This is a genomic window from Nonomuraea fuscirosea (assembly GCF_003001935.1).
GTDB classification, from domain to species: domain Bacteria; phylum Actinomycetota; class Actinomycetes; order Streptosporangiales; family Streptosporangiaceae; genus Nonomuraea; species Nonomuraea fuscirosea.
On sequence record NZ_PVNG01000025.1, the window covers coordinates 179,730 to 191,719 of the forward strand.

The window sequence follows — 11,990 nt, forward strand, 5'->3', positions numbered from 1 at the left end:
ATGCCTGCCAACTCGACCGCGCACGTTAGGCATGCCATGGCGACATCCCACGTTGACCCCCACCAGAGGAGCCAGGACACCCGGCGGCGCGTCCTCGAGATGGCCGTCTCGCTCCGGGAGGACCGCACCGGCGGCTCGGTGGATCATTTCCTCGCCCTGCTGCAGGATCGGCTTCCGCTCTGGCTGAGCATTCTTCATGATCTGTCCCATCGCAGCGGGAAAGGGTCGGTCTCGGACAACCTCTTTCCTGTCGCGCTGGCGGGGATCGACTACTACATAGACGTCCAGAGTGCCGCGCTGCCCGCCTTCACCTCGCCCAACGTGACCGTCCGGTTCCGGCAGGCCATCCGCGACACCGGCCTCGGGCCGCGTACGGAGACCGCGCCGCTGGCCGCGTACCTGGCGGCCGAGCAGCGGCTCGGGCGGGTGCGCGCCGACGCCGACCCGGAGGCGAGCGCCCGGCTGCTGGTCGCGGGCTGTTTCCACCGCGCCTACATCGAGATGTTCGTCGGCGCCGACGCCGGGCCCACCCGCGAGGCCAGCGCCCTCGAGATCGTCCGCGAACTACGCCTCGAACCCACCACCGCCCAGCAGCCCGCCTGACCGCGAGCCCGCCCTCGGCACCCGGCGTGGTGCCGGCCTCCCCGGGTGCGAGCGGAACCGAGGAGGCCGGGGCGCGGGGGCGACGGTGAGGCGTGTGACTCCAAGCAGGTCGGCGAAGGTACGGCGTGCGGCTTCCCAGCGTGCCGGCGAGCAGGTCGGCGAAATGGGCGTGCGGCTTCAGGCGTGTCGGCGGACGGGGCGGCGAAGGTGACGCGTGCGGCGTCGAGTGTGCCGGCGAGCCGGGTCCGCGCAGGTGAAGTGTGCGGCGTCGGGCGTGCCAGCGAAGGCGAGCGGGTCGGCGGAGGCGCAGGAGTGCCCGCGGGGAAGTCGGCGAAGCTGCGCGTGCGGCTCCAAGGGTGTCGGCGAGCGGGTCGGCGAAGGTGAGCGAGTCAGCGGAGGCGAGAGGTCGGCGGAGGCGAGGAGTGTCCGCGAGAAAGTCGGTTTAGGCGGGGCGGGCGGCTTCAAGGGTGTCGGTAAGCGGGTTGGCCGGAGCGAGACAGGCTCGCGAGTGGGTCGGCCGAGGTGCGGATTGTCGGTGGGACTCGACGTGTCGGCGAGGCGGGTCGGCGGGCGAGAGGGTCGGAGGGCGAGGCGTGCTCGCAGGCGGATCGGCGGAGAGCGTGCGGGCTGAGGTGAGACGTCACGCGTGTCGGCGGTGGAGGGGCTGGGTGCTGGGGGTCGCGGGGTCGTGGCGCGCTAGGCGCGGGGCGGGGGCCGGGTGTTCGCGGTGGGTGGGACGAGGGGTGGGAGCCGTGTGCTTGCGGCGCAGGGCCTCGTCGTAGCGATGCCAGATCAGGGCGGCCACGTCCGGGTCCGCGCCGAGCGGGTCGCTGACCAGCTCGGCACCCGAGGAGGCCAGGCGGTCGTGGAAGAAGCCGGGGGCGAGGACGTACGAGGCGATGGCGATGCGGGCGGCCGGGGTCGAGCGGAGCCGTTCGATGGCCTCCTCGATCGTGGGGGTCCCGGCCGAGGCGAAGGCGGCCGTCACCGGGCGGGCCAGGCGGACGGCGAGCTGGTGGGCGGCGGCGCGCACGTCGGCGAGGGCGGCCGGGTCCGAGGAGCCGGCGGCGCCGAGCAGGACGGCGTCCGTGGCGCGCAGGCCGGCCCGCGCCAGCTTGCGGGTCAGGGCCGAGGTGAGCAGCCGGTGCGGGCCGAGCCAGCCGGCCACCACCGCGTCCGGGCGGTGTTCGGCGATGACCTCTGGGAGGTCGATGTGCGCGTGGTAGCCGCCGGCCAGCAGCAGCGGCACCACGACCACCGGGCCGCGTACCACCGGCAGTACCTCCGCGAGGAGGGGCGAGCTGATCTCCAGGTAGGTGAGCTCCACCCGCTGCCCTGGACGGGCTCTGCGGACGGTCTCGGCCAGGGCCGACAGGGTGTGCTCCCCGGCTGAGCTGCGCGTGCCGTGCGCGGCCAGGACCAGCGCCGGCCTCACCGCCCCACCCCACCGAACACGACCCGACCGGCCCGCACGGCAACCTCGGCCCCCAGGGCACCGCCGGCCTGGCCGGCAACGCCGGTCGGTGCGGTATTGCCGACCTGCGCGGCATTGCCGACCTGCACGGCATTGCCAGCCTGCACGGCATTGCCAGCCTGCACGGCATTGCCAGCCTGCACGGCATTGCCAGCCTGCACGGCATTGCCAGCCTGCACGGCATTGCCAGCCTGCGCGGCGCTGCCGGGCTGCGCGAGGTCGCCGCCGACCAGACCAGTACCGGACCACGCGGAACCACCGGCCCACGTGGCACGACCGACCTGCGCCTCACGACCGACCTGCGCGGCACGACCGACCCGTGCGGCGCTGCCGTCCGGCGCTAGGTCGCCGCTCTCCCGGCTGGTGCGGGCGGCGTAGCAGGGCCTCGCCGGGTGCTCCAGGAGCGGAGCGGTGGCGGGTGGCAGGGGCCGGGTGGGGGACGTGGCGCCCCAGAACATGCTGATCTCCTCGTGGTCGTGTGGGGGTGGTGTCGGGAAGGCGCGGCCGGTGATCCGACTCGCGTGTGGTGGTCTCAGGGGACCGCTGATGATTCGGCTCGTGCGGGTGGTGTCGAGGGGTGCGGCAAGCGATTCGGCTCGTGCGGGTGGTGTCGAGGGGTGCGGCAAGCGATTCGGCTCGGGTAAGTGGTGGCGGAAGGTGCGACCGGCGATTCGCTCGTGCAGGACGGCGGTGTCGTCGCATGAGTCCGGCGGCCGGGTGCGAGGCTGGCCCCGGGGTGTCAAAACGGCGACCCGGTCAGGACGGTGGACGGGTGTCAGGACGGCGACCCGGTCAGGACGGTGGACGGGTGGTGGAAGGTCAGAGGCCGGTTTCGTACAGGCAGGCGAGGCGGTAGCCGCGTTTGACCACCGTCTCGACGATTCCGCCGGGCCCCAGGGCGCGGCGCAGGCGGGTGATGGCCATCTCGACGGCGTGCTCGGCCGAGTCGCGGGCCACGCTGCCGGGCAGCACCGTACGCAGGTCGGCTCGCGACACCACGTGCCCGGGCTTGTCCGCCAGGCGTTTGAGCACCGCCATCGGCGCGGGCGGCAGCGGGCGCAGTTCGCCGTCCACGACGACCGCGTGGCCGCGGATCTCCAGCCGGTGCTCGCCGGCCGTGAGCCGGGTGACGCCGTGCTCGGGCAGGTGCCTGGCCAGGGCGCGGGCGAGCGCGCCGAGCCGTGAGCGGTCGGGTTGCAGGGTGGGCACGCCGCGCGAGGTGAGCGGGTCGGCGGTGACGGGGCCCACGCAGGCGGCCACGACGGGCCCGCCGAACGCGGCCAGCAGCGCCTCCTCCAGCCCCTCCGCCCTGGCGGCGCCGAGCATGGCGTGCACGGCGGGGGCGCTGGTGAAGGCGACGGCGTCGACCGAACCGGAGATCGTCTGGGTGATGAGGCGGCGCAGGGGCGAGATGTCGCGGTACGGCAGCCAGCGGTAGACCGGGATCTCGATCACCTCGGCCCCGGCGGCCCGCAGGTCGTCCACGAACTCCTTCAGCGGCTCCCCGTGCTGCTGCACCGCGATGCGGCGCCCGCGCAGGTCCTGCTCCAGGAGGTACTCCTTGACCTCGGAGCAGGACTCGGTGGCGGGGGTCCAGTGGTCGTTGAGCCCGGCGGCGCGCACCGCTCCCCTGGCCTTGGGGCCGCGGGTGAGCAGGCGGGCGTTGGCCAGGTGCTCGCCGAGGTCGGCGGACAGGCCCCAGCCCTCGGCGGCGGCCATCCAGCCGCGGAAGCCGACGCCGGTGGTGACCACGACCTCGTCGAGCGGGGCCCGCAGGCTCTCGCGGGTGGCGGCGAGCAGGTCGGCGTCCTCGGCCAGGGGGACGAGGCGGATGGCGGGGGCGCTGACCACGCGGGCGCCGCGGCGTTCGAGCAGCGCTCCGAACTCTTCGCGCCGCCGGGTCGCGGTCACCCCGACGGTGAAGCCCGCCAGGGCGTCGGGCGCCGTCTCCGGGGAGGAGCCGCCCTCAAGAGGAGCCGCGCTCATGCCTGCACCTCCAGGTAGTCGTCGATGCCTGGCCGGGCCCCGAGCGCCCGGCCAGGCATCACAGGCGCGTGTGACGCAAGTGAGATCACCCTCCGATACTCCTTTCGCGGGGTTTCACACCTGGGTCTCTTCTGTTACCGCTGTGCTACAAGGCAGGACCTTCGCGATTGGCCGCGGGCGCGGCAGGGAAACGTTCGTGGTGACGACGCCGCCGATCGGGGAGTTACGGGTGACGGTCCGGCCTATTCGCGTGTTCGACGATCCGGTGCTGCGTTCCGTTGCGGCGCCGGTCCAGGATTTCGATCGGGAGCTGCGGCGGTTGGTGAAGTCGCTGACGGCGACGATGCGGGCGGGCTCGGGCCGCGCCGGGCTGGCGGCTCCGCAGATCGGGGAGCCGGTGCGGGTGGTGGTCTACTCCTACGACGGCAAGTCGGGCCATCTGGTCAATCCGCGGCTGGAGTTGTCACAGCGACGGGTGACGGCCGACGAGGCGTGCCTGTCCGCGCCGGGCGTGTGGTGGCCACTGGAACGTTCCTACATGGTCACAGCGCGTGGCCGTGACATGTTCGGCAAGCCCGTGACCGTGCGGGCGCTGGGCATGCTGGCCAGGGTGCTGCAGCACGAGGCCGATCATCTCGACGGGGTGCTGTTCAGCGATCATCTCGACGCGGGTGATCGCGAACGGTTCCTGGCCGAGGCCCTGCCCGCGGTCTGACACCAAGCCCGCGGCCTGAGACCCTGCCCTCCGTCTGACACCAAGCCCCGGTCCCACACCAAGCCCGGCCTGACGCCACGCCCGCGGCCGGGTAAGGAGCTCATCTCAGTGCCGCCGGCCGGCGGCCGGCTGGGTCTGCGGGCTCATCGCGCGCCGCTGGGCCGGGTCGGTGCCGCCCCAGACGCCGTACGCCTGGCTGGTCTCCAGCGCGTACTCCAGGCAGGGCTCCCGTACGGGGCACCCCCCGCACACCTGCTTGGCCCGCTCCACCTGGGAGTGGCCCGGGCCTTCCACGGAGATGGGAAAGAACAGTTCAGGATCAAGGTCGAGACAGGCCGCCCTGCGGGTCCAGCCGAGCATCGTCATCATGCTCCTCGCGCCTACCCATCGCCTCGGGCGTCATACCTCGGCGAGCAGGCGATCCCAGTCGGCCAGGAACCGGCCGAGCCCGTACCGTGACAGCGCGGCGGCCCTGGCGGCTTTGCCGGCCTGGCCCGCGCTCTCCGGGTCGGAGACGTAGGCGTGCAGCGCGTCGGCGAGCACGTGCACCTTCGTGGACAGCACGCCGGCCTCGGGCGGGACGGCCTCGATCGCCTCGGTGGCGGCCAGCGCGACCACGGGCAGGCCCAGGGTCATGGCCTCGATGAGGGCCAGGCCGAGCGAGGTCCACCGGTAGGGATGCAGGTAGACGCGCCTGCGGGCGAGCTCGGCGTGCATGACGTGCTGGGGCAGGTCCTCGTGGGTGCCGTACGGGAGCCCGTCCACCTTCATCCCGAACACGTCGAGCGGCACCCGCTCGGCGAAGCGGGGCAGCAGGTCGGTGCCAGCGACCCTGGCGCGGCGTACCGGCTCGTTGACCACGACGCCCGCCCTGGGCAGTTCGCCGGTGTAGAGGTGGCCGGGGTCGGGCACGCCGTGCTCGACGACGCGGGTCGGCGCCCGGCCGTTGTCCCAGTACAGCTCGTTGAAGTGGGTGACGTGCACGAGCGTGATGTCGTCGCGGCCGGCCAGCGGGTGGCGGGTGCGGGGCACGTCTCCGGCCGGGGTGTTGTGCTCGACGTAGACGCCGGGCACGTCGCGTCCCAGCCATTCGCGGGCCAGGTCGATCTCGTGCGGGCGCTGGTAGACGACGGCGTCCACGGGTTCGTGGCGCAGCCGGTCCCAGGGCACCTCGCGGGCGCGTTCCGGCCAGTCGTACGTGGCCGCCCGCCCCCGGCCGTCGGGACCACGCCCGGGAACGAGCGGCAGCAGATAGTCGTGCGAACCCCTGATGAACGCGCTGGTCCAGGCGCCGTGCACGTGCCAGATGAGGATCCTCACCAGCGGCTCCAGCCCATGGCCCTGGCCCAGGGCGCCGAGGCGGCCACGACGGGACCGTCGGTGTCGCTCAGCACGCGGTCCACGACGTCGGTCAGGTCGTCCGCGACCTCGGCGGCCAGCCGGATCTCCGCTTCGAGCGTCTGCGGGGTCGGCACCAGGATGCCCCTGGCCCCGGCGGCCTTGGCGGCCTCCATGTCGCGGCCGATGTCGCCCACGACGACGCAGTCGCGGGGACTCACGTCCAGCACGGCAGCGGCCCTGATCACCAGGCCGGGAGCGGGTTTGCGGCAGGTGCAGCCGTCGGTGTCGTCGTGCACGCAGATCGCCCACGCGTCGAACGGCCCCAGCAGCTCCTCCACCTTGGCGTTGACCTGATCCATCTCGTCCGGTGACAGCAGGCCCTTGGCGACGCCCGACTGGTTCGTGACCACGGCCACCGCCACGTCGGCCCGTCGCAGCCTGCCCAGTGCCTCGACCGCGCCCGGCATGGGCTCCACCAGGGCCGGGTCGCCGTTGTACGGCACGTCCCTGATCAAGGTGCCGTCCCGATCGAAGAGCACGGCGCCGGGACGTCGCTTTTCGAACACCATCCACCTCCGTCGCGTGCCGGGCAGCTACCCGGGCCCTGACCCGACAAACAACTACACAACGTGACCAACCGCCGCTGGCGGCGCTCTTTTTCGCACGTCAGAGGCATGGCCAGGTTTGAGAGTCGCTTCTCTCGGTAGCGGTTCTCGACATCGGCAGCGGGAGGACCCATGAAGTTTCTCGGCATCAACGCGATCTTCCACGACCCGGCCGCCGCGCTGGTGGCCGACGGGAGGATCGTCGCCGCGGCGGAGGAGGAGCGCTTCAGCCGGCGCAAGCACGGCAAGCGGCCGCTCGCGTTCTCCGCGTGGGAGCTGCCGGAGCAGGCGGCCGCGTGGTGCCTGCGGGAGGCGGGGCTCTCCCCCGAGGACATCGACGTCGTCGCCTACTCCTACGACCCGTCCCTGGTGACGGGGAAGCCGGAGGGCGACTGGGAGGACCTGCGCACCAGGTACGCGGTGCGCGCGCCCGCCTTCCTCGCCACGGCGCTGCCAGGGCTCGACCCCGGCCAGGTCTCGTACGTGCCGCACCACGTGGCGCACGCCGCCTCGGCCGGGCTGGCCTCCCCCTGGCGCGACTGCGCGGTCCTGGTGTGCGACGGGCGGGGCGAGAGCGTCTCGCACCTGGCGGGCGCGTACCGGGGCGGCGAGCTGGAGGTCCTGGCCGCGCAGGAGCTGCCGCACTCCCTGGGCCTGATGTACGAGGACGTCACCGAGCACCTCGGCTTCCTGCGCTCCAGCGACGAGTACAAGGTCATGGCGATGGCCTCCTACGGCGATCCCCGTCACCTGGAGGCGCTGCGCGAGGTGATCTACACGACGGGGGACGGCGGGTTCCGCGTCGAGCCGGTCGACTGGAACGTCTACGCCAAGGCGCTGCCGAAGGGCGCCGCCTGGACCTCCGACCACGCCGACCTGGCCGCCAGCGTGCAGGCCCGGCTGGAGGAGGTGCTGCTGGAGCTGGTGCGCTGGCTGTACGAGCGGACCGGCGCGCGGCGGCTGGCCCTGGCCGGCGGCGTGGCGCTCAACTGCGTGGCCAACACCAGGCTGCTGGACGAGGGGCCGTTCGCGGAGGTGTGGGTGCAGCCGGCCGCCGGCGACTCCGGCACGGCGCTCGGCGGGGCGCTGCACCTGGCGCAGGCGTACGGGGAGCCGGCCGGGCCGATGCCGGGCGCGGCGCTGGGGCGCGGCTTCACCGACGAGGAGCTCGGGGCGTGGCTGGACGTGGCGCGGGTGCCGCACACCCGCCCGGCCGACCTGGCCGCAGCGGTGGCCGCCGAGCTGGCCGCCGACCGGATCGTGGCCTGGTTCCAGGGCCGCTCGGAGTACGGGCCGCGGGCGCTGGGGCAGCGTTCGCTGCTGGCGCATCCGGGGCACGCGCGCAACACCGAGCGGCTGAACGACGTCAAGGGGCGTGAGCAGTTCCGGCCCGTCGCGCCGATGGTGCTGGAGTCGCGGGCCGCGGAGATCTTCGGGCGGGGGCCGGTGCCGTCGCCGTACATGCTGTTCGTCCACGACGTGCGGCCGGGCTGGGCCGAGCGCATCCCGGCGGTCGTGCACGTGGACGGGACCGCCCGGATCCAGACGATCTCGCCGCGTGAGCAGCCGCTGATGGCGCGGGTGCTGATCGAGTTCGAGGCGCGGACGGGGCTGCCGGTGGTGGTCAACACGAGCCTCAACACGGCCGGGCGGCCCATGGTGGACGATCCGCGCGACGCGCTGGAGTGCTTCGGCTCCGCGCCGGTGGACGTGCTGGTCCTGGGGCCTTACCTGGTGCGGCGCGGGGAGGTGTTCGGCTCGTGATCACCGTGGTGATCCCCACCATCGGTCGGGCCACGCTGCCCGCCACGCTGGCGGCCGTGGGTCCGGGCCTGCCGGTGATCGTGGTGGACGACAGGAAGGACGCGCCCGCGCCGCTCGGGCTGCCCGATCGCGTACGTGTCGTGCGGTCGGGCGGACGGGGGCCGGCGGCGGCGCGCAACGCCGGATGGCGGGCCGCGGACACGCCGTGGGTGGTGTTCCTGGACGACGACGTGCTGCCCCAGCCCGGGTGGGCCGAGGCGGTGTGGAAGGACCTGGTGGACCTGCCCGACGACGTGGGCGGCAGCCAGGGGCGCGTCGTGGTGCCGCTGCCGGCCGGGCGGCCGCCCACCGACGCCGAGCGGAACACCGCCGGGCTGGCCGGGGCGCTGTGGGTGACGGCCGACATGGCCTACCGGCGCGCCGCGCTTGAGGCTTCCCGCGGGTTCGACGAGCGCTTTCCCCGCGCGTACCGGGAGGACGCCGACCTGGCGCTGCGGATGACGCGGGCCGGATGGCGGCTGGTGCGGGGCGGGCGGGTGACGGAGCATCCGGTGCGGGCCGACGGGTTCTGGGCCAGCGTGCGCTTCCAGCGGGGCAACGCCGACGACGCGCTCATGCGGCGGCTGCACGGCCCGGCGTGGCGCGCGGCCATCGGCGGCGCGCCGGGCCGGCTGCGCACGCACGCCGCCACGACGGCGGCCGGCCTCGCGGCGCTGCTCCTCACCGCCGCCACGGCCGCCGCCGCGCCGCCTGTCCGGGCCTGGAGGCGGCCGCTCTGGAGGCGGTCACGCATCTCCACCCGGCCGCTCGGGCCTGCCCCGGCCGCTCGGGTGGTGCCGATGCTGGCGGTGGCCGCCGGGGGTGCGTGGGCGGCGCTGACCGCGGAGTTCGCGTGGCGGCGGATCGCCCCGGGGCCGCGGACGCCGGCCGAGGTGCTGCGGATGGCCGTCACCAGTGTGCTGATCCCGCCGGTCGCCGTCGCGCACCGGCTGCGGGGGGAATGGAAGGTGCGCCGATGAGACGCCCGGCCTCGGACCACACCACCCCTGACCCACCGGTCAGGACCAAGAACCCGAACCGCGGCACCGCGACCCGCGGCGCCGGCAATCGCGGCACCGCGAGCCGGAGCGCCCCAACCCGGAGTGCCGCGAACCCGAGCGCCGTAACCCCGAGCCCCGCAACTCCGAGCCCCGCGAACCCCGGCGCGCCGAGCCGGAACGGCCGGAGCCGGAGCGCTTCCGACGCGTCCGTGAGCGCCGGGACGGGCCGGGGCCGGGCGGCTCGGGACCGGGGGTGTGTGCTGGTGGCGCGGCTGGACGACGCCGGTGACGTGCTGCTGGCCGGGCCGGCGGTGCGGGCCGTGCGGACGCGGGCCCGGGAGGTGGTCTTCCTGGCCGGCCCGAACGGGCGGGCCGCGGCCGAGGTGCTGCCCGGCGTGGACCGGGTGATCACCTGGGACGCCCCGTGGATCGACCACACCCCGCCACCCGTCACCAGGAAGCTGGTCGGGGACCTCGCCGATCGGCTCGGCGGCGTGGACGAGGCGGTGCTGCTGACCTCGTTCCACCAGTCGGCGCTGCCGCTGGCGCTGCTGCTCAGGCTGGCGGGGGTGGCCAGGATCAGCGCGATCAGCAACGACTATCCGGGCTCGCTGCTCGACGTGCGCCACCAGGTGGACGAGAGCGTGGACGTGCCGGAGGCGGAGCGGATGCTGGCGGTCGCCGAGGCCGCCGGGTTCCGGCTGGAGGACGGCGACGACGGCAAACTCGCTGTTCAGCGGCCATTGCCGGATATAGCGAAATTTCTAGGGCACTGTCTAGGCGTCGGCGCCGATGCCGGCAAAGGCGCGTACGTCGTGGTGCACCCGGGGACATCGGCCCCCGCCAGGACCTGGTCCGCCGAGAGCCACCGGCGGACGGTCAAGGAGCTGGCGGAGGACGGGCACCAGGTCGTCGTGACCGGAACGGAACGTGACCTCACCGCCTTCGTGGCCGCCGACGTCGCCGTCGACCTGGGCGGCGTGACCACATTCGCGGAACTGGCCGCCGTGATCGAACGCGCCGGCGTGCTCGTGGCGGGCAACACCGGCCCCGCGCACCTGGCCGCGGCGGTCGGCACCCCGGTCGTGAGCCTGTTCTCCCCCGTCGTCCCGGCGGCGCGGTGGGCCCCGTACGGCGTGCCCACGGTGCTGCTGGGCGATCAGCGCGCGCCCTGCCGTGGCAGCAGGGCGCGCGTCTGCCCGGTACCCGGGCACCCGTGCCTGTCCCAAGTGACGAGCGAGCAGGTGGTCAAGGCAGTGAGGGAGCTGACGCAGTGAAGGTCGATCTCATCTCGGAGCACGCGGACCCGCTGGCGGCGATCGGCGGGGTGGACTCCGGCGGCCAGAACGTCCACGTCGCCAGGCTGGCGCTGGCCCTCGCCGACCGGGGGCACACGGTCGTCGTGCACACCCGGCGCTCGTCCGCGTCCCAGCCGGGCTCCGTGCGGCTGGCCGGGGGCGTCACGGTCGAGTACGTCACGGCCGGCCCCGCGCAACGCGTCCCGAAGGACGAGCTGTCCGCGTACATGCCGGAGTTCACCGAGCGGCTGGCCAGGAGCTGGGCGGTCCGGCCGCCGGACGTGGTGCACGCGCACTTCTGGATGAGCGGGCAGGCGGCGCTGCGGGCGGCCGGCGGGATCCCGGTGGTGCAGACCTTCCACGCGCTCGGCACGGTCAAGCGCCGCTGGCAGGGCGAGGCCGACACCAGCCCGGCGCACCGGATCGAGACCGAGCGCGAGATCGGCCTGCGCGCCGACGCCGTGCTGGCCACGTGCGGCGACGAGGTGCGCGAGCTGTGCGCGATGGGCATCCCCGAGCACCGGATCGCGGTCGTGCCGTGCGGGGTGGACCTGGAGGCGTTCCGCCCGGACGGGCCGGTGGCGCCGCGTACGGAACGGCCGCTCGTGCTCAGCATCGGCCGGATGGTGCCGCGCAAGGGCGTGGACACCGTGCTGCGGGCGATGCGCCAGCTGCCCGGCGCCGACCTGGTGATCGCCGGCGGCGGCCACGGCGACGAGGAGGCCGTCCGGCTGCGCGAGCTGGCCGAGGGGTACGGGATGGGCCACCGCGTGCACGTCATCGGCAGCGTGCCGCGCACGCACGTGCCCGCGCTGATGCGCTCGGCCGACGTGGTGGTGTCGGTGCCCTGGTACGAGCCGTTCGGCATGGTGCCGGTGGAGGCCATGGCGTGCGGCGTGCCGGTCGTGGCCTCGGCGGTCGGCGGTCACCTGGACACGGTCGCCGGCGCCGGCGTGCTGGTGCCGCCGCGCCGGCCGCGCGCCCTGGCCAGGGCGATCGAGGAGGTGCTCGGCGACGCCGGGCGGCGGGCGGAGCTCGGCGCGGCGGGGGCCCGCCGGGCCCGCGAGCGCTACGGCTGGCCCCGGGTGGCCGAACGCACCGAGGCCGTGTACACGCAGGTCATGGACGGAAAGGTCGGCCGGCTCGCGGCCCTGGGGGGTTGAT

Annotated in this window: 12 protein-coding genes; 6 read left to right on the forward strand and 6 right to left on the reverse strand. The window is 74.3% G+C overall.

Annotated features, from left to right (window positions below):
* Nucleotides 1-99 precede the first annotated feature (99 nt).
* The gene (locus B0I32_RS44845) at nucleotides 100-603 is read left to right on the forward strand and encodes a TetR/AcrR family transcriptional regulator C-terminal domain-containing protein (protein ID WP_106250134.1); all 504 of its coding nucleotides are present in this window, start codon (nucleotides 100-102) and stop codon (nucleotides 601-603) included.
* Nucleotides 604-1,243: 640 nt separating this feature from the next.
* Here B0I32_RS44845 and B0I32_RS44850 read toward each other — a convergent pair.
* The 3 genes from B0I32_RS44850 to B0I32_RS44860 form a co-directional block, all read right to left on the reverse strand.
* Complete coding sequence (locus tag B0I32_RS44850) at nucleotides 1,244-2,038, reverse strand: sirohydrochlorin chelatase (protein WP_106250135.1); 795 nt, start codon at nucleotides 2,036-2,038, stop codon at nucleotides 1,244-1,246.
* Nucleotides 2,035-2,535, reverse strand: coding sequence for a hypothetical protein (locus B0I32_RS44855; RefSeq protein WP_106250137.1), 501 nt, complete (start codon nucleotides 2,533-2,535; stop codon nucleotides 2,035-2,037). Before B0I32_RS44855 ends, B0I32_RS44850 begins: the two co-directional genes overlap by 4 nt.
* 361 nt (nucleotides 2,536-2,896) lie before the next feature.
* Nucleotides 2,897-4,063 (reverse strand): uroporphyrinogen-III synthase, encoded by a 1,167-nt coding sequence (locus tag B0I32_RS44860; protein ID WP_106250139.1) that lies wholly within the window; start codon nucleotides 4,061-4,063, stop codon nucleotides 2,897-2,899.
* A gap of 196 nt (nucleotides 4,064-4,259) precedes the next feature.
* Here B0I32_RS44860 and B0I32_RS44865 point away from each other — a divergent pair, with 196 nt between their 5' ends.
* The gene (locus B0I32_RS44865; protein WP_245956457.1) at nucleotides 4,260-4,778 is read left to right on the forward strand and encodes a peptide deformylase; all 519 of its coding nucleotides are present in this window, start codon (nucleotides 4,260-4,262) and stop codon (nucleotides 4,776-4,778) included.
* 105 nt (nucleotides 4,779-4,883) lie between these two features.
* On the opposite strand, the gene B0I32_RS44870 is transcribed toward B0I32_RS44865, so the two are convergent.
* From B0I32_RS44870 to B0I32_RS44880, 3 genes are read right to left on the reverse strand one after another with little or no spacing between them, the layout of a single operon-like run.
* Nucleotides 4,884-5,147, reverse strand: a complete 264-nt coding sequence (locus B0I32_RS44870; RefSeq protein WP_425438143.1) for a WhiB family transcriptional regulator — start codon at nucleotides 5,145-5,147, stop codon at nucleotides 4,884-4,886.
* Between the two features lie 30 nt (nucleotides 5,148-5,177).
* The gene (locus B0I32_RS44875) at nucleotides 5,178-6,098 is read right to left on the reverse strand and encodes a glycosyltransferase (RefSeq protein WP_106250140.1); all 921 of its coding nucleotides are present in this window, start codon (nucleotides 6,096-6,098) and stop codon (nucleotides 5,178-5,180) included.
* On the reverse strand, nucleotides 6,095-6,688 hold the full coding sequence (locus tag B0I32_RS44880) for a D-glycero-alpha-D-manno-heptose-1,7-bisphosphate 7-phosphatase (protein WP_181308468.1): 594 nt from the start codon (nucleotides 6,686-6,688) through the stop codon (nucleotides 6,095-6,097). The genes B0I32_RS44875 and B0I32_RS44880 overlap by 4 nt, the downstream gene beginning before the upstream one ends.
* 168 nt (nucleotides 6,689-6,856) lie before the next feature.
* Between B0I32_RS44880 and B0I32_RS44885 the strand changes: the two genes are divergently transcribed.
* The 4 genes from B0I32_RS44885 to B0I32_RS44900 all read left to right on the forward strand — a co-directional run bounded on the left by B0I32_RS44885 (nucleotide 6,857) and on the right by B0I32_RS44900 (nucleotide 11,989).
* Nucleotides 6,857-8,488 (forward strand): carbamoyltransferase family protein, encoded by a 1,632-nt coding sequence (locus B0I32_RS44885; protein ID WP_106250142.1) that lies wholly within the window; start codon nucleotides 6,857-6,859, stop codon nucleotides 8,486-8,488.
* Nucleotides 8,485-9,507, forward strand: coding sequence for a glycosyltransferase family 2 protein (locus tag B0I32_RS44890; protein ID WP_106250143.1), 1,023 nt, complete (start codon nucleotides 8,485-8,487; stop codon nucleotides 9,505-9,507). The genes B0I32_RS44885 and B0I32_RS44890 overlap by 4 nt, the downstream gene beginning before the upstream one ends.
* Before the next feature lie 278 nt (nucleotides 9,508-9,785).
* Complete coding sequence (locus tag B0I32_RS44895; RefSeq protein WP_245956463.1) at nucleotides 9,786-10,805, forward strand: glycosyltransferase family 9 protein; 1,020 nt, start codon at nucleotides 9,786-9,788, stop codon at nucleotides 10,803-10,805.
* Entirely contained in the window at nucleotides 10,802-11,989 is a 1,188-nt protein-coding gene (locus B0I32_RS44900) for a glycosyltransferase (protein WP_106250145.1), read from the forward strand. Before B0I32_RS44895 ends, B0I32_RS44900 begins: the two co-directional genes overlap by 4 nt.
* Nucleotide 11,990: the final 1 nt, after the last annotated feature.